Annotated in this window: 12 protein-coding genes; 2 read left to right on the top strand and 10 right to left on the bottom strand. The window is 70.5% G+C overall.

What is annotated here, in order from left to right:
- Positions 1–102: 102 nt before the first annotated feature.
- From trxA to ACZ7LY_RS10235, 7 genes are all read right to left on the bottom strand, one after another.
- Entirely contained in the window at positions 103–435 is a 333-nt protein-coding gene (trxA, locus tag ACZ7LY_RS10265) for a thioredoxin (protein ID WP_471624080.1), read from the bottom strand.
- 50 nt (positions 436–485) lie between these two features.
- The gene (trxB, locus tag ACZ7LY_RS10260; RefSeq protein ID WP_471624079.1) at positions 486–1,463 is read right to left on the bottom strand and encodes a thioredoxin-disulfide reductase; all 978 of its coding nucleotides are present in this window, start codon (positions 1,461–1,463) and stop codon (positions 486–488) included.
- 142 nt (positions 1,464–1,605) lie between these two features.
- Complete coding sequence (locus tag ACZ7LY_RS10255; RefSeq protein ID WP_471624078.1) at positions 1,606–2,592, bottom strand: anti-sigma factor; 987 nt, start codon at positions 2,590–2,592, stop codon at positions 1,606–1,608.
- Positions 2,589–3,326 (bottom strand): RNA polymerase sigma factor SigM, encoded by a 738-nt coding sequence (sigM, locus tag ACZ7LY_RS10250; RefSeq protein WP_471624077.1) that lies wholly within the window; start codon positions 3,324–3,326, stop codon positions 2,589–2,591. Before sigM ends, ACZ7LY_RS10255 begins: the two co-directional genes overlap by 4 nt.
- Positions 3,327–3,357: 31 nt before the next feature.
- A complete protein-coding gene (locus tag ACZ7LY_RS10245) occupies positions 3,358–5,085 on the bottom strand; it encodes a protein kinase family protein (protein ID WP_471624076.1) in 1,728 nt (575 codons plus the stop codon).
- A gap of 119 nt (positions 5,086–5,204) precedes the next feature.
- The gene (murJ, locus tag ACZ7LY_RS10240; protein WP_471624075.1) at positions 5,205–7,445 is read right to left on the bottom strand and encodes a murein biosynthesis integral membrane protein MurJ; all 2,241 of its coding nucleotides are present in this window, start codon (positions 7,443–7,445) and stop codon (positions 5,205–5,207) included.
- Between the two features lie 45 nt (positions 7,446–7,490).
- Entirely contained in the window at positions 7,491–9,848 is a 2,358-nt protein-coding gene (locus ACZ7LY_RS10235; protein WP_471624074.1) for a DUF6049 family protein, read from the bottom strand.
- Positions 9,849–10,043: 195 nt separating this feature from the next.
- Between ACZ7LY_RS10235 and ACZ7LY_RS10230 the strand changes: the two genes are divergently transcribed.
- A complete protein-coding gene (locus tag ACZ7LY_RS10230) occupies positions 10,044–11,492 on the top strand; it encodes a CCA tRNA nucleotidyltransferase (protein WP_471624073.1) in 1,449 nt (482 codons plus the stop codon).
- A gap of 86 nt (positions 11,493–11,578) precedes the next feature.
- On the opposite strand, the gene ACZ7LY_RS10225 is transcribed toward ACZ7LY_RS10230, so the two are convergent.
- The 3 genes from ACZ7LY_RS10225 to ACZ7LY_RS10215 all read right to left on the bottom strand — a co-directional run bounded on the left by ACZ7LY_RS10225 (position 11,579) and on the right by ACZ7LY_RS10215 (position 14,824).
- Positions 11,579–12,889 (bottom strand): MFS transporter, encoded by a 1,311-nt coding sequence (locus tag ACZ7LY_RS10225; protein ID WP_471624072.1) that lies wholly within the window; start codon positions 12,887–12,889, stop codon positions 11,579–11,581.
- A 125-nt stretch (positions 12,890–13,014) separates the two neighbouring features.
- Positions 13,015–14,097 (bottom strand): inositol-3-phosphate synthase, encoded by a 1,083-nt coding sequence (locus ACZ7LY_RS10220; protein WP_471624071.1) that lies wholly within the window; start codon positions 14,095–14,097, stop codon positions 13,015–13,017.
- A 43-nt stretch (positions 14,098–14,140) separates the two neighbouring features.
- The gene (locus ACZ7LY_RS10215; protein WP_471624070.1) at positions 14,141–14,824 is read right to left on the bottom strand and encodes a PadR family transcriptional regulator; all 684 of its coding nucleotides are present in this window, start codon (positions 14,822–14,824) and stop codon (positions 14,141–14,143) included.
- A 371-nt stretch (positions 14,825–15,195) separates the two neighbouring features.
- Here ACZ7LY_RS10215 and ACZ7LY_RS10210 point away from each other — a divergent pair, with 371 nt between their 5' ends.
- Positions 15,196–17,916, top strand: coding sequence for a transglycosylase domain-containing protein (locus ACZ7LY_RS10210; protein ID WP_471624069.1), 2,721 nt, complete (start codon positions 15,196–15,198; stop codon positions 17,914–17,916).
- Positions 17,917–17,978: the final 62 nt, after the last annotated feature.

Here is a 17,978-nt window from a genome sequence, read left to right as displayed (position 1 = left end):
CGAGTCCGCCGGACATGACGAAGGCGGGCCGACCCGTGGGGGTCGGCCCGCCTTCGTGTTTCACGTGAAACATCGCGCCGTCTGTGGGACGGCGCCGCGGGGTCAGCCGGTGATGAAGTCCTCGAGGTCGCGCACGATGGCGGCCTTCGGCTTGGCGCCGACGATGGTCTTGGCGACCTCGCCGCCCTGGTACACGTTCAGCGTCGGGATGGACATGACGCCGTACTTGGCGGCGATGCCAGGGTTCTCGTCGATGTTCAGCTTGACGATCTCGATCTTGTCGCCGTACTCGGCGGCGATGGCCTCGAGCGACGGCGCGATCTGACGGCACGGGCCGCACCAGGCAGCCCAGAAGTCCACCAGGACGGGCTTGTCGCTCTTGAGGACGTCCTCTTCGAAGGAGGCGTCCGTCACGTTCTTCAGGTTGCCGGCCACAGCGGGCTCCTCTTTTTTCTCAGGGGGATGCGGGAGGGAAGTGTGGGGGATCAGACGATCGCGGTCTCGGTCTTCTCCGGCTCGGCGGGCTCGCCGTCGGCGAGGGCGGCCAGGAAGCGCTCGGCGTCCAGCGCGGCGGAGCACCCGGTACCGGCGGCGGTGATCGCCTGGCGGTAGGTGTGGTCCACGACGTCACCGGCGCCGAAGACACCGGTCAGGTTGGTGCGCGTCGACGGCGCCTCCACCTTCAGGTAGCCCTCGTCGTCCAGGTCGAGCTGGCCCTTGAACAGCTCCGTGCGCGGGTCGTGGCCGATGGCGATGAACAGGCCGGTGACCGGCAGCTCGGACGTCTCACCCGTCTTGAGGTTGCGCAGGGTCAGGCCCTCGAGCTTCGGGTCGCCCTTGATCTCGGCGACCTCGCTGTCCCAGACGAACTTGATCTTCGGGTCGGCGAAGGCGCGCTCCTGCATGGCCTTCGAGGCGCGCAGGGTGTCGCGGCGGTGCACGATCGTGACGGACTTGGCGAAGCGCGAGAGGAAGGTGGCCTCCTCCATCGCGGTGTCGCCGCCGCCGATGACGGCGATGTCCTGGTCCTTGAAGAAGAACCCGTCACACGTGGCGCACCAAGAGACGCCGCGCCCGGAGAGCTTGTCCTCGTTCGGCAGGCCGAGCTTGCGGTGCTGCGAACCGGTCGTGACGATGACGGCCTTCGCGCGGTGCACGGTGCCCGCGGTGTCCGTCACGGTCTTGATCTCGCCGGTCAAGTCCACGGCCACCACGTCGTCCGGCACCAGCTCGGCGCCGAAGCGCTCCGCCTGGCCACGCATGTTGTCCATGAGCTCGGGGCCCATGATGCCGTCCTGGAAACCGGGGAAGTTCTCGACCTCGGTCGTGTTCATCAGGGCGCCACCGGCGGTGACGGCGCCCTCGAACACGAGCGGCTTCAGCGACGCGCGCGCGGTGTAGAGCGCCGCCGTGTAGCCGGCGGGCCCGGAGCCGATGATGATCACGTTTCGGACGTCGCTCACGGCTTGATTCCTCGTCTCTGCGGGACTGCTGGGTGCTGCCGGGGGAGCCTTCTCTCAGGACTCTCACCCCACCCAACGGATCCTACGGGGCATGCATTCCCGACGTGTCCGGGCGCACGTCGGGAGTGCGTTCGGGTGCCCCTCAGCCGCGCGCGTAGTCGTGGCGGTACAGCACCTCGCCCGCGGTGGTGCCCTTGCCCACGCAGGAGGAGTCGACGACGAACGCCGTCACCCGCCGCGCCGGGTCGGTCCGGTGGGGCAGCACGACGAGGTAGGCGGCCTTCCCCTCGTACGTGCCTTCCTCGGCCGCGATCGGGTCCTCGTTGCGCCGGGTGCCGAGCTGGACGCAGGCGGGCACGGACACGGCGGCGCCCTTCTTCAGGGAAGGCCCGTCCTCCTGAGCGCCGAAGGAGCGCCCGCCGGTGGGGGGCGGCGACCCCTGCTCGCCGAGCAGGCCGGACACCTTCGCGCCGAGGGGTGCCCCGGCGAAGCTCTCGGCGGGGGCGCGCTGCGGTGAGCGGTGCGCGGTGGCGGGAGCGCCGCCGTTGTCGTCCTGGAGCAGCAGGGTGCCGACCCCGATCGCGGCGACGGCCAGCACGGCACCGATCGCCGCACCCGTACGGCGCCGGGAGGGGCGAGGCCGCCGCCCGGGTCCCTTGGCGGCGCGCGGGTGTCCGGCGGGGCGGTCGACGGGACGTGAGGCGGCACCCCCGGCACCCGAGGCAGCAGCGGCACCTGCGGTCTCCGCGTCGCGCTCAGCGGGTGCGGGCACTTCATGAGCGGCGGGCGTCGGCGCTTCGACCGATGTTTCACGTGAAACGACGAGCGACGTTTCACGTGAAACATCGTCGGATTCGGCCTCGGCGGGCGGAAGGTGGTCCAAGAACGCCTCCGCGGCGAGCGCCGCGTCGATGCGGCTCGCCACGTCCTGGGGCATCCGCGACGGGCCGGGCATGGAGCCGAGCAGTCCGCGAATCTCTTCCAGGGAGGCGTGCACGTCGGCGCACAGCACGCACGCGTCGAGATGCCGGCGGATCTCGGCGTCGCGCGAGGGCGTCAGCAGCCCCTCGGTGAGATCGGAGATCTCGGAGACCTCCGGGTGCTCAGCAGTGTCGGTCGTGGAAGTCACGCTCGCCCACCTCCGCCCTTCACCGCAGCCGCGTCACTTGGTCCTGCCTCGTCCCGAGGCCCCGCTGCGGGTGGGACGGACGTCCCCCGCGTCCGGTTCCTTCCCCCGCTTGGATGCTCACCATCCCTCTCACCGCTCCCCTTCTCCGCGTGGTCCTCTTCGCTGTCGGCTCGGAGGTGGGTGAGAAGGGGCAGGAGTCTGGCTCTGCCCCGCGCGCAGCGGCTCTTGACGGTCCCGGTGGGCACGTCGAGGATGCGGGCCGCCTCGGCGACCGGGTAGCCCTGCATGTCGACGAGGACGAGCACGGCCCGCTGGTCGGCGGGCAGCTCGCTGAGCGCCTCGATGAGCTGCCGGTGCAGATCGTCGCGCTCGGCGGGCGCCTCGGCGGACTCGTGGGGCTCCAGCAACTGGTCCAGGCGCTCGGTGTCGTCCACGTGCGCGGTGCGGCGGGAGGCCGCCTTGCGGGCCCGGTCCAGGCAGGCGTTCACGGTGATGCGGTGCAGCCAGGTCGTCACCGCGGACTGTCCGCGGAAGGTGTGCGCGGCACGGTAGGCGGAGATCAGCGCGTCCTGCACGGCGTCGGCGGCCTCTTCGCGGTCCCCGAGGGTGCGCAGGGCGACGGCCCACAACCGGTCCCGGTGCCGCCGCACCAGCTCCCCGAAGGCGTCCTTGTCCCCCGCCACATGACGGGCGAGGAGGTCCTTGTCGCTCACGTCGCCGTAGGCGTCGTCCACTGTCGAACCCCCTCCCCCTGGCGAGCCCCGGTCAGCCGGTGAACTTCACGTCCGTGATGCCCTGCTTGTAACCGGCCTGGCTGTACCCATCCTGGCCCGCGTGGGGCAGCGCGGTCAGCCAGACGAGGAGATACCGCGTCTTGACCGGCTTGTCGGCCTTCACGGACGCCGTGGTGTCGCTCGTCGTGGTCTTGGGGCCGATGCGCTTGAGCCCGTCCACTGACCCGGGGTGCATCGAGTCGGCCGCGTACAGCGACACCGTCGTGTGGTCGCCGCCGTACCGGAGCCCTATGGTCGCCGCCGACACGTCCTTGGCGGAGCCGAGGTCGTAGACGATGCCGACGCCCGGCTTTATGACCATCTCGGGGCCGTCGACGAACGACTTGGTCCGCCAGTACGAGGACTTGTCGCCGTCGTAGGTCTTGCCGACGTCGCCCGGGGACTGCGCTCCGCCCGAGGCCACGTACTCCTGCGCGTCGGAGATCGTCAGCGGCTTAGCCACCGGCTTCTTGTCGTCCTTGCGGCCGTCCTCGGTGGTGGTCCGGGTCTCGCTGCCGCCTTTTCCGCCGCGTTCCATCAACAAGTCCGCCAACTGCCAGCTGCCGAGACCCAGCGCGGCGATGATCAGCGCGGAGACGGCCCACTTGAGGGCCTTGCCGGTACGGCTCTGCAGCGGGGGCGGCGGCGTGGGCACGGGCTGGCTGGCACCCAGCGGCGCCGGGCGGGCGTACGTGCCCTGCTGGTACGTCGTGCGCTGGTACTCGGGCGGCGCGGTGAACACGGGCTCCGGCGGGCGGATCTTCGGCATCTCGCCGATCGCCTTCACCAGCTCCTCCGGCGTCGTGCACGGAGGTTCCTGCCGGGAGGCGGTCGCGCCGTCGTTGGCGAGCGCCCGCATCGCCAGCTCCGCGAGGCCCCGGTGGACGCCGGCGCGGACCTGGTCGGGGGCGATGAGACCGACGTCCTTGGGCAGCCCGGCCAGGCCGTACGCGTCGTCCTCGTAGGGCCAGCGCTGCGTCAGTGAGGCGTACAGGAGCGCGCCGATCGCCTCGGCGTCGGCACGCTGGGGGGTCTCGGTGGTGATGCCGCGCAGCGCCGCGTTGACCGCGAGGCCGCGGATGCGCCACTGGCCGGTGGAGGTGCGCAGCACGGCGCTCGGCGTCAGCCGCAGATGGGACAGGCCCTCGCGGTGCGCGGCGGCCATGGCGTAGGAGACCTGACTGACCATCTGGTAGGCGTCGTGCGCCTCCAGCGGGCCGACCGCCAGCAGAGCCGTCAGTTCCGTGGCGTCGGGCAGCCACTCGTGGACGACGTAGACGAGGTCGTTCTCCTCGACCGCGTCGAGGACCTGGACGAAGCGCGGGTCGCCGAGGAGCGCCGACGAGCGGGCGGCGGCGAGCACCGAACGCGCGCGGGGGTGGTCGGCCGGCAGGAGGTGGACGCCGACGGCGCGGCGCAGCTTCTCGTCGACCGCGCGCCAACTGCTGAAACCGTCCAGACGGGTGACGCACTCTTCGAGCCGGTAGCGCCTGGCGAGCTTGTGGCCGCTGTGCAATTCGGGCGGCGCGGACGTGCCAGGGCTCACATGCGTCCCCGTCTCCGCGGTGTCCGCGGGCTCCTCGCGCTTCGGCGCGTCCCGCTCCCCGGTCGTGGCCACACCGTCGGCCGTGGCCTGCTCCGCCTTGTCCGCCTTGGCGGCCAGCGGTTCGTCACCGCCGTTGTCGGCCACGTCGACGGCAGCCGTGCTCCGTTCCGCCACCGTCGTTCCTGCCTCCCCATCCATTGCGCTCACTGCGACGCCTAGCCAATTGTGCCCACAGTCCGGTGCTATGCACGACACACGGTGGGTGCCGATGGTTGCGCGGACTTACGGGCGATTCAGCGGCCGAGGCGACCGCGGACCATTCCGACCATCGAATTCAGCTCCTCGATCCGCATCTTGCGTGCCGCTACGTAGAACACGGCGAGCAGCGCGGCGCCGCCGACGACCAGCGCGGCGATCGAACCGAGCGCCCCGTGGCCGAGGACCTTCGTGAGCGCGTACCCGATTCCGCCGCCGATGACCGTCGCCGGGATCGACGCGAGGCACAGCCGCGCGTACGTCCGCACCACGTGCGCGCCGTCCAGGTCGCCGCCGAGGCGCTTGCGCAGCCGCCGCCAGGCGACGCCGACGCCGATCGCGTACGCGAGGCCGTAGGACAGCGCCATGCCGACCACGGCCCAGCGGGCGGGCAGGATCAGGTAACAGACGGTCGAGGCGGCCGCGTTGACGGCGGCCACGATGACCGTGTTGTAGAAGGGCGTCCGGGTGTCCTCGTACGCGTAGAAGCCGCGCAGCACCACGTACTGCACCGAGTACGGGATCAGGCCCAGGCCGAACGCCATGAGGATGTAGCCCATGGACTGCGCGGAGTCGACGCCGCTGGAGCCGAACAGCAGGGTGCACATCGGGATGCCGAGCGCCACGAACATGAACGACACGGGGACGATGGCGACGGCCGAGGTCCGCAGGCCGGAGGAGATGTCGTCGCGGACGGCGCCCGAGTCGTCGTCGTGCGCGGCGCGGGAGATGCGGGGCAGCAGCGCGGCCATCACGGACACGGTGATGATCGCCTGCGGCATGGCCCAGATGAGCTGCGCGTTCGAGTAGCCCATGATGCCGGTGCCCGGCGCGTTCGCCGCCTTCCCCGCCGCGGTGGCGAGCTGGGTGACGACGATGACGCCCGCCTGGTTGGCGAGGACGAACAGCACGGTCCACTTGGCGAGCTTCACGGCCTTGCCGAGGCCGTGGCCCTTCCAGTCGAAGCGCAGCCGGAAGCGGAAGCCCGTCTCGCGCAGGTACGGGATCATCGCCAGCGCCTGCACGGTCAGGCCGAGCAGAGTGCCGATGCCGAGCAGGCGGATGCCCTCCGGCGGGATGTTGTAGACCGTCATCCCCGAGTGGGCGGACGTGCCGTAGACCCAGACGAACAGCCCGAAGGTGAAGATCATGACGATGTTGTTGAGGACCGGGGTCCACATCATCGCGCCGAACTTCCCGCGCGCGTTCAGGATCTGGCCCATCACCACGTGCACGCCCATGAAGAAGATCGTGGGCAGGCAGTAGCGGGCGAAGGCGACGCCGACGTTGTTGGCGTCCGGGACGGTCGCCACCGAGGCGGACATCAGCTTGATCAGGAGCGGTGCGCCCGCGACGACGATCGCGGTGATCACACCGAGCGCCACCATGACGAGGGTCAGCAGGCGGTTCGCGTACGCCTCGCCGCCGTCCTCGTCCTCCTTCATCGCGCGCACGAGCTGCGGGACGAAGACGGAGTTGAGGCCGCCGCCGACGGTCAGGATGTAGATCATCGTCGGGAGCGTGTACGCGACGGTCCACGTGTCGCCGAGGAGCTGCGTGCCGAGGGCCGCCGTGATGACCATCGTGCGGACGAAGCCGGTCAGGCGGGAGACGAGCGTGCCCGCCGCCATCACCGCGCTCGACTTCAGGATGCCGGAGGCGCGACCGCCCTTCGACGGCGTCGCCGCGACGGGCGCGGCCGGGGGCGCCGGGGCGACCGGCGGGCCGAGCGCCGTGGTCGGCGTGTCGACCGGCTCCACGGGCGGGCGGCCGCCGCCGTGCCCGGGCTGCTGGTCGCGGAAGAGGTGCGCGAACGCGTCCGGCTCGTGGCGCTCCTCGGCGGCCTCCGTGACGAGGTCGTCGACGCCGACGAACTGCGTGGTGCGCGCGTCGTCGCCGTACGGCAGGTACTGGGTGGGGCCCTCCGGCTCCGGCGCGGGCGTCTGCGCCCACACGCGGGGGTCGGGCTGGTACTGGTTCGCCGGCGGCGGCGCGTACAGCGGCTGCTGCGGCTGGTGGGTGCCCGGGGGCGGCGGGGGGTGCGCGGCGCGGTCGTACAGCGCCTCGGTCACCGGGTCCTGCGCCGACAGGTCGTTGCCCCGGTACGGATCGCGCTCGTAGGCGTCCTGGAGGTACGCGTCCTGCGGATACGCGTCGGGAGCGGACTGCGGCGGCGGCACCTGCCCGCCCGTCCCGCGAGAGCCGTCGTACGGGTGGCCATCGCCCGAGGCAGAGCCGCCCGAGCCCTGGCCACGGTCACCGTTGTACGGCGCGTTCATGGAAACCCCACCTCATCGTCCCCGGCCCACCGGCCACGACATCGCTCAACGGTCCACTCTCTCACCCGTGCCCGACGGGGCCGTGCTTTCGGAGGCGGTGTCAGCCGTCGGGTCACTCGGCTGCTGCGGAACGTCCGCCCCCTGCGCGGGGTCCGGCGCGTCGCCCGCGCCCGCCCCGGCCGGGGCCGGGTCCTCGCCGTCCGGGCCCTCCTCGGGCGCCCGCGCGGCCGCGGCCCGCTTGCGCTGGGTGTACATCCGGAAACCGGCCAGGACCAGCAGAAGGACGCCGCCGGCGATGACGAGCATCACCGCGGGGGTGACCTCGGTGGCGTTCACGGTGAAGGAGAGCTGACGGCCGTACGGCTGGTCGTCCTCGGTGTAGAGCTGGGCGTAGACCTTCACCGGGCCGGTGGCCTTCGCGGTGGTGGTGAACTTCACCGACTGGCTGTGCCCGCTGGCGATCTTCACCTCCTGGTCCTGGAAGGTGCCGCCGGCGATCTTGAGGCGGGTGCCGTTCTCCGAGGTGAGGCGCAGCTTGAGGTGGTCGACGTCCTGCCACAGGTTGTTCTGCACCGACACCGGGATGGTCGCGCTGCGCCCGGAGAGTTTGACCTCGGACTTGTCGATCAGCTTCACCTGGTCGGTGACGCCGGACAGGTAGGAGGAGACACCGTTGCGGAAGTGGCGGGCCGGTTCCGCGCGTCCGCGCCACGACGTGGACACCTCGCGGTCCATCGCGCGGCCGAACGGCGTCACCACGCGGGACTGGTCGGTGAGGACGACCTTGAAGTTCTCCAGGGCGCTCTGCGTCGCCTGGACCTGCTCGAACGCCTCCTGCGGCAGCTCCTGCGCGCGCAGCGCCGCCGGGTAGCGGGTGGGGACGCGTGTCGAGGCGTTCGGGTCGGGCTTCGCCTTCACGGTCGCCGCGAGGCTCTGCGGCTGCGACCACGTGCCGTCCTGGAGCGCCTTGACGGCCTGTGCCATCGCCCGGGCCTGGCTCGCGGTGGGCATCCGCTGCGGGGCGATGAGCACGCTGCGCTGCTTGTCGCTCTGCATGCCGAGCATCAGGCTCTGCGCCAGGAACCGCTGCACGGCGAGCGTGGAACTCTCCGCGCGCGTCATGTCGCCCTGGAACGCGGTCGACAGGCGCGCGTCCGCGACGACGGCCGTGGCGCCGCCGCCGATGGGCCGGGCGGCGGACGGCGCGTAGGACAGGGCGTCGGGCTCCGGGAAGCTGTCGCTCCTGGCGATGATCTTGTCGGCGCCGGCGGAGGTGGCGACCTTGACGATGTCGCGGTCCACGGCGCCCTCGGCGGGCCACGCGTACGACGTGTCCGGCTTCACATGCAGGATCGTGTCGACGGTGGACTCGGCGGCGTCCGTCGCGTCCTTGAGGCGCCCCAGCGAACCGGTGGGCCGCGTGCCGCGGTGGGCGAGCGATGCCAGGTCCGGGTCGGCGAAGGGCAGCGTGACGACCTTCTGGCCGTGCACGGCGCTCTGCAACTCGCCCAGCCACGCCTTGGCGACGGCCTGGTGGCGGCCGGCCGTGAGCTGCCCGTCGGCGTCCTTGACCTGGTACGTCTCCGTCATCGCGTCGACCGACGCCAGCAGGTCCGGGTCGATGACCCAGGTCACGTCGAGCTGCTTGCCGAGATCCAGCATCTGCTGGAGCCGGCCGCCGGGGCCGATCTGCTCGGCCAGCCGGTCGTCGTCGAAGACGGGCGTCTGCCGCTCGTTCGTCCCGGTCTCGGCGGTGAGGTGGGTGTCCGAGATGAGCGGCCACAGCACGCTGGTCTTCGTCCGGGTGCCCGCGGCGTCCGGCTGCCAGGGCAGGAACGTCCGCTGGATGCCGAGCGTCTGCTGGTAGCGCTGCGCCGCCGTCTCGCCCATCAGGCCGACACTGAGCTGGTAGACGCCGTCGGCGCCCAGGTGCAGTTCCTTGACCGGCACGGCGATCGAGAACGGCTGCGCGACGCCCGGCGTCAGGCGCCCGAACTTCTGCGCGTACTTGCTGGCCACCTCGTTGCCGTCGGGGGCGCCGCCCGCGCTGTCGCGTGCGGCGGCGTCGATCGCGGAGCGCCCCCCGTAGGAGGAGCCGACCCGCAGGCCGACATGGGCGTCGGTGACGGGCTGCTTGCCCCGGTTCGTGACGGTGCCGGTCACCGTGAGGGTGTCGCCGTCCGTGGGGACGCTGGGCGACAGGGAGTTCACCGCGACGTCGACGGTGCTCGTGCCGGTCGGCGCCGCGGCCACCGTCGCCGGGGCCGCCGCCTGGGCGGGCGCGGCGGGCAGCAGCGGCAGGGCGGCCAGCAGGGGCGCCGCGGCCAGCAGCGATCCGGTGCGCCGCAGCAGTCGGCGGGCAGGGGAGGGACTCGTCCCTGAGAAGTCTGCCGCCTCGGCCACGCGCTCGTCCGTCCCTCGTCGTCGTCAGTGGTCGCAGATGTGTCCACGCATGGTAACGAGGAGCACTGTGATCGAGTGCCCGGGTCCGCCCCACAAGATCGTGAAGCCAGGGTAGGGCTCGTACGGGGTGCCCGTCGCCCCCCTGCGCGGCGACGGTTGGGTGGGGGCGGGCCCGGCCACGTACCCTGTCCTGTTGTGCCGAACGCCAATGAAGACAACGCCAGTGCCCTGAACGAGGTGCAGCAGCGCGCCGTCAGCGAACTGCTGCGGGTATCGCCCGTCGCGGACGACCTCGCCCGCCGATTCCAGGAGGCCGGGTTCTCCCTCGCCCTGGTCGGCGGCTCGGTGCGGGACGCGCTGCTCGGACGGCTCGGCAACGACCTGGACTTCACCACGGACGCCCGCCCCGAGGACGTTCTCAAGATCGTCCGGCCGTGGGCCGACGCGGTGTGGGAGGTCGGGATCGCGTTCGGCACCGTCGGCTGCCAGAAGGACGGCTACCAGATCGAGGTCACCACCTACCGGTCGGAGGCGTACGACCGGACCTCGCGCAAGCCCGAGGTCTCCTACGGCGACTCCATCGAGGAAGACCTCGTCCGCCGCGACTTCACCGTCAACGCGATGGCCGTGGCGCTGCCCGAGAAGGAGTTCATCGACCCGCACGGCGGCATCGCCGACCTCTCCGCGCGGGTCCTGCGCACCCCGGGCACGCCGGAGGCGTCGTTCTCCGACGACCCGCTGCGCATGATGCGGGCCGCCCGCTTCGCCGCGCAGCTCGACTTCGAGGTGGCCCCCGAGGTCGTCACCGCGATGACCGAGATGGCCGGCCGGATCGAGATCGTCTCCGCCGAACGCGTCCGGGACGAGCTGAACAAGCTGATCCTGTCCGCGCACCCCCGCAAGGGCCTCACGCTCCTCGTCGACACCGGCCTCGCCGAGTACGTCCTGCCCGAGCTGCCGGCGCTGCGCCTGGAGCGCGACGAGCACCACCGCCACAAGGACGTCTACGACCACACCCTGATCGTGCTCGAACAGGCGATGGCGCTGGAGACCGGCGACCCGGACCTGACGCTGCGGCTCGCCGCGCTGCTGCACGACATCGGCAAGCCGCGCACCCGCCGCTTCGAGAAGGACGGCCGCGTCTCCTTCCACCACCACGAGGTGGTCGGCGCGAAGATGACGAAGAAGCGCATGACCGCGCTGAAGTACAGCAACGAGATGGTGAAGGACGTCTCCCGACTCGTCGAGCTGCACCTGCGCTTCCACGGCTACGGCACCGGCGAGTGGACCGACTCGGCCGTGCGCCGCTACGTCCGTGACGCCGGACCGCTTCTGGAGCGGCTGCACAAGCTGACCCGCTCCGACTGCACGACCCGCAACAAGCGCAAGGCCAACGCGCTGTCCCGCGCCTACGACGGCCTTGAGGAGCGCATCGAGCGGCTTCAGGAGCAGGAGGAGCTGGACTCGATCCGGCCCGACCTCGACGGCAACGAGATCATGCGGATCCTCGATGTCGGCCCGGGGCCGGTGATCGGCCAGGCGTACAAGTTCCTCCTCGAACTCCGCCTGGAGAACGGGCCGATGGAGCACGACGCAGCGGTGGCGGCGCTCAAGGAGTGGTGGGCCGGGCGCTCGCAGGACTGACCGAAGGCGACAGGACGGGGCTGTGTTTCACGTGAAACACAGCCCCGTCGTCGTGAGCGGAGCCGCACGCATCGAGGAGCGGGGCGTCATGTTTCACGTGAAACATGGTCGTCGCTGTCCGCCCCCGCGTCCTTGCGAGGGGTCTTCCGCAGGGAGCGGGCCATGCCGAGGGAGACCGCCGCGTAGAGGACCGCGACCAGGACCACCATCGGCACCGAGCGGCCGTCCGGCGGCAGCATCAGCGCGGCGACCCCGGCCGCGCCGACGAACGCGACGTTGAACAGCACGTCGTACACGGAGAAGATCCGCCCACGGAAGCCGTCCTCCACCGCCGCCTGCACGATGGTGTCCGTGGCGATCTTCGCTCCCTGGGTCGTCAGGCCGAGGACGAAGGCCGCGACCAGGGTCGGGTGCGGTGCGAAGGTCAGCCCGAGCGCCAGCTCCAGCACGGCGGCGACCGCGGCGCACACCGCGATCCAGCCGCCCGCACCGAAGCGCCCGGCGGCGGCCGGAGTGACGACGGCCGCCACGAAGAAGCCCGCGCCGGAGACACCGACGGCGAGCCCGAGCAGCGCCAGCCCCTGGGCCTGCGTGGTCGACCAGGCGTACCGGCACAGCATGAGCACCGTGACGAGCAGGGCGCCGTAGCAGAACCGCATGACGGTCATCGCCGTGAGCGCCCGGGTCGCGTCGGGGCGGGCCCCGAGGTGCCGTACGCCCTGGATCAGGTCCCGGGCGGCGTGGGTGAGCGCGGAGCCGAGGGGCGGGCGCCCGGGGCCGAGGTCCGGGCCGAGGAGGTCGGCGCTCATCCGCAGCGAGGCGAGAGAGGCGCAGAGGTAGAGGAAGGCGGCGACGAGGACCACGGCCGCGTCGGAGTCGGCGGCGACCAGGCGGACGGCGAAGGCCAGACCGCCGCCGAGGGTCGCCGCCAGCGTGCCCGCGGTCGGGGAGAGGGAGTTGGCCATGACGAGCCGCTCGCCGTCGACGACCCGGGGCAGTGCCGCCGAGAGCCCGGACAGGACGAAGCGGTTGACGGCGGTGACGCACAGGGCGGAGGCGTAGAACAGCCAGTCGGGAGCGTGACCGAGGATCAGCAGGGCGGTCCCGGAGGCGAGCACGGCGCGCAGCAGGTTCCCGTAGAGGAAGACCTGGCGCCGGCGCCAGCGGTCCAGCAGGACGCCCGCGAAGGGGCCGACGAGGGAGTACGGCAGCAACAGCACGGCCATCGCGGAGGCGATGGCGGCGGGCGAGGTCTGCTTCTCCGGGGAGAAGACGACATAGGCGGCGAGCGCGACCTGATAGACGCCGTCCGCTCCCTGGGAGAGCAGCCGCAGGGCGAGCAGGCGGCGGAAGTCGTGCAGGCGCAGCAGGACGCGCAGGTCACGGACGACAACCATGAGGCACAGCCTCACACACGGACGAGGCCCCCGGACGCACAACGTGTGCGTCCGGGGGCCTCGGCTGCCCTCGGGCGGTCGGTGTCTCGCGTGTTTCACGTGAAACATCGGCCCTCAGGGGTGGGTCAGCGCTCGACCTCGCCCTTGATGAACTTCTCGACGTTCTCGTAGGCCTCGTCGTCGAAGTACTGCACCGGCGGGGACTTCATGAAGTACGAGGACGCGGAGAGGATCGGGCCGCCGATGCCGCGGTCCTTGGCGATCTTCGCGGCGCGCAGGGCGTCGATGATGACACCCGCCGAGTTCGGGGAGTCCCAGACCTCGAGCTTGTACTCCAGGTTCAGCGGGACCTCGCCGAAGGCGCGACCCTCAAGGCGGACGTAGGCCCACTTGCGGTCGTCGAGCCAGGCCACGTAGTCGGACGGGCCGATGTGGACGTTCTTCTCGCCCAGCTCGCGGTCGCGGATCTGCGAGGTGACGGCCTGCGTCTTCGAGATCTTCTTCGACTCGAGGCGGTCGCGCTCCAGCATGTTCTTGAAGTCCATGTTGCCGCCGACGTTGAGCTGCATGGTGCGCTCAAGACGGACACCGCGGTCCTCGAACAGCTTCGCCATCACGCGGTGCGTGATGGTGGCGCCGACCTGCGACTTGATGTCGTCGCCGACGATCGGGACGCCCGCCTCGGTGAACTTGTCCGCCCACTCCTTGGTGCCGGCGATGAAGACCGGGAGAGCGTTGACGAAGGCGACCTTGGCGTCGATGGCGCACTGCGCGTAGAACTTCGCGGCGTCCTCGGAACCCACGGGCAGGTAGCAGACGAGAACGTCGACCTGCTTGTCCTTGAGGACCTGGACGACGTCGACCGGGGCCTCGGAGGACTCCTCGATCGTCTCGCGGTAGTACTTGCCGAGGCCGTCGAGCGTGTGGCCGCGCTGGACCTGGACACCCGTGTTCGGGACATCGCAGATCTTGATCGTGTTGTTCTCCGAGGCGCCGATGGCGTCCGCGAGGTCGAGCCCGACCTTCTTCGCGTCGACGTCGAACGCGGCGACGAACTCGACGTCACCGACGTGGTACTCGCCGAACTGGACGTGCATGAGGCCGGGGACCTTGGTCTCCGGGTCAGCGTCCTTGTAGAACTCGACGCCCTGCACCAACGAGGCGGCGCAGTTGCCCACGCCGACGATGGCTACGCGAACCGAACCCATTCCGGTTGCTCCCTGTGTGTACTGGTGAAGTCCTGAGCGGACTTCACATGGCGGTGTCGTCGGACGGATCCGGCCGGGTGCTGTCCCGGTGCCGGGGCAGGCCGCCCGTCTCTCCAGATGTGTCCTGCTGCTGAGCGGCGTCCCCCGGGCCCGACCGTCGCTGGTCGCGGCCCGTCCGCTCGCTCTCGATGAGCTCGTTCAGCCAGCGCACTTCGCGCTCCACGGACTCCATACCGTGCCGCTGCAGTTCGAGCGTGTAGTCGTCCAGGCGCTCCCGCGTACGGGCGAAGGAGGCGCGCATCTTCTCCAGGCGCTCCTCCAGCCGGCTGCGCCGGCCCTCCAGGACGCGCATCCGCACGTCACGCGACGTCTGCCCGAAGAAGGCGAATCGCGCGGCGAAATGCTCGTCCTCGTAGGCGTCGGGGCCCGTCTGCGAGAGCAGGTCCTCGAAGTGCTCCTTACCTTCCGCCGTCAACCGGTAGACGATCTTGGCGCGACGCCCCGTGAGCGGAGCCGCCGTGGCGGCGGCGGGGGCGCTGCCCGTCTCCTCGATCAACCAGCCGTTGGCGACCAGCGTCTTGAGGCAGGGGTACAGCGTCCCGTAGCTGAAGGCGCGGAACACGCCGAGCGATGTGTTGAGTCGTTTGCGCAGCTCATAGCCGTGCATAGGGGACTCGCGGAGCAGGCCGAGGACGGCGAACTCAAGGATGCCGGAACGTCGGCTCATCGTCGCCTCCTCCCTGTCGCGGCCCGGTGTATCGACTCTTTATGTCGTGCTGATGTATCGACTCGATACATCAGCACGATAGAACGACCCTTCGGCTGCGACAAGGGGGAACACGGTGAACGGCGTCACATCACCGATTCATAGGATGCAACTTGCCTGATTTGGGGTGAACTTAGACCCTCGGATGGTTTTGGCGGTGCGTAGTCTGTCCGCCATGCAGACCACCGGGAACCAAGTGACGGCTGTGTGCGTCGTGGTCTCGGATGCTGTGCGGGTGACTGCCGTACGAGGCGCATCCGTACGTCGGGGGGACCGGAAACCAGCCGCCGTCCAGGCGCGCGAGCCGCGCCTGCCCGAGGAGTAGTCGTTCGATGAGCGAGCACCGTCGCAAACCGCCGCAGCCGCAGGGCGGCGGGCGTGCCGCAGCCCGTCGCGGAGCCTCCGGAGCATCGTCGGGCCGCCGCGCGGCACCGCGCGGCAGCACCGGGTCGCCCTCCGATTCCTACGGCGGAGAAGGCGAGGACCGCCCCTGGGGCGGCCGGGCCGAAGCCCGTCGTGCCCAGCGCAGTGGTGGAGGAAGGCGCAGAGCCCCCGACGGCGGCCGCGGCGGAGCCGGTGGCGGCCGTCGCGGCGGCGGCGGGCCGGGCGGCCCCGGCGGCCCCGCGGGGCCCGGCCGCGGCAGAGGCCGCGGTCCTGAGAAGAAGCGGTTCATCGACTACCCGCGCGCCTACAAGCACGGCTGGCGCCGCTGGGTGCCGTCGTGGCGGCTCGTGACGGGCACGTTCGTCGGCTTCATGGGCAGCATGATGATCGCGGCGGGCATCGCATACGCGTTCGTCGGCGTACCGGACATGGCGCTCGCCGCCAAGGCGCAGAACAACGTCTACTACTGGTCCAACGGTGACCAGATGGTCGCCACCGGTGGCGAGACCAACCGGCAGATCATCAAGTACGAGGACATCCCGAAGGCCATGCGCTACGCCGTCATGTCGGCGGAGAACAAGACCTTCGAGGACGACAAGGGCGTCGACCCGATGGGCATCGCCCGCGCCGTGGTCAACATGGCCAAGGGCGGTCAGACCCAGGGCGGCTCGACGATCACCCAGCAGTACGTGAAGAACGCGATGCTGGACGACCAGTCGCAGACCCTCTCCCGCAAGTTCAAGGAACTGCTCGTCTCTATCAAGGTCGGCCGGACCGAGCCCAAGGAGAAGGTCATGGCCGGCTACCTGAACTCCGCGTACTACGGGCGCGGCGCGTACGGCATCCAGGCCGCGGCCCGCACCTACTTCGGCAAGGACGCCTCGGACCTGAACCCGAGCCAGTGCGCGTTCCTCGCGGCCGTCCTCAAGGGCGCCACGTACTACGACCCGGCCGGCGCCCCCGAGATCGACCCGATCAACGCGACGGCGGCGAAGAACCAGGCCCGCGCCACCGCCCGCTGGCGCTGGATCCTCAACGAAGAGGTCAAGGACGGCCGGCTCAGCGAGGCGACACGCCGGAAGTACAAGGACTTCCCCACTCTGCAGAACCCGCGCACCAACGCCCAGCTCGGCGGACAGATCGGCTATCTGGTCGACCTGGCCAAGGCCAACGTCACGAAGAACACCAACATCACCAAGGACGAGCTGGACCGCGGTGGCTACGAGATCCACACCACCTTCGACAAGAACAAGGTGCGCGACCTCGAGAAGGCGGTCAGGAAGGTCCGCAAGGAGAACCTGAACCCCAAGCGGGTCGTCAACGGTGAGCACGTCGACAAGTACGTCCAGTTCGGCGGCGCCTCGGTAAGTCCGAAGGACGGGGCGATCGAGGCCATCTACGGCGGTGAGGACGCGACCAAGCACTTCACCAACAACGCCGACGTCACCGGCGCCCAGGTCGGTTCGACCTTCAAGCCGTTCGTGCTGGCCGCCGCCTTCAAGTACGGGGTCAAGGACCCCGACGGGCCGGCCGACCAGGACGAGAGCATGCGCACGATCGTCTCGCCCAAGAGCCTGTACAGCGGCAAGAACGGCCTGAAGATCAAGCAGTACAACGGCGACGTCTGGACCAACGAGAAGGGCAAGCAGTGGAACCAGACGAACGACGGTAAGCAGTCCTACAACCCGCCCAGCTACCAGATCGATCTGCGCGAGGCCATGCGCGAGTCCGTGAACTCCGCCTATGTGCAGCTCGGCATGGACGTCGGCCTCGACAAGGTCAAGGACGCCGCCAAGAGCGCGGGGATCCTGGACGACAGCTTCGCCGGCGGCGGCTATCCCTCGTTCTCCCTGGGCACCTCGGACCCGAGCGCCATCCGCATGGCGGGCGCGTACGGGACCTTCGCCAACAGCGGCCAGCAGAACGACCCGTACTCCGTGAAGTCCGTCGACCACGAGGGCGAGACGGTCTACCGGCACGAGTCGAAGGCCGTGCGCGCCTTCGAGCCCAAGGTCGCCGACAACGTCACCGACGTGCTGAAGACCGTCGTCGACAAGGGCACCGGCACCGCGGCGCGGCTCCCGGGCCGGGACGTCGCCGGCAAGACCGGTACGACCGACGGCAACAAGTCCGCCTGGTTCGTCGGCTACACCCGCCAGTTGTCCACCGCGATCACGATGTACCGGATGGACGACAACGAGAAGGCCAAGAACCGCAAGTTCCTGGAGATGTACGGAGTCGGCGGGCAGAAGAAGATCCACGGCGCCTCGTTCCCCGCGCAGATCTGGCACGACTACATGGCCAAGGCCGTGGCCGGCGATCCGAACGAGCCGTTCCCGACCCCCGAGCCCATCGGCGCGGTCATCGGCCAGCGGCCGAGCCCCACGCCGACGCCGTCCGACACGCCTCCCCCGTCCTCGTCCGCGCCGAGCACGCCGCCGCCGACGAAGACCACGGAGCCGCCGTCCCCCTCGCCCACCGAGTCGTGCAACAAGTGGGACTGGACCTGCGACGACAACGGCAAGCCGAGTGGCGGCACCTCCGACGGAGGCGCGACCGACGGCGGGATCACGCAGTCGCCCCCCGGCCCGACCGACACCGCCGGTGAAGGCAACCCGAGAGGCCAGGGCAACGGCGGCGGCGGCTTCCTCGGCGGAGGAGGCGGCTGACGACCGCGTCATGACGCAGGGTGTTTCACGTGAAACAGCGCGTGTTTCACGTGAAACACAGG

The organism is Streptomyces sp. NPDC107550 (genome assembly GCF_055639095.1).
Note: the sequence above shows the minus strand (reverse complement) of the source record. Positions and strands in the feature narration are given on the sequence as shown.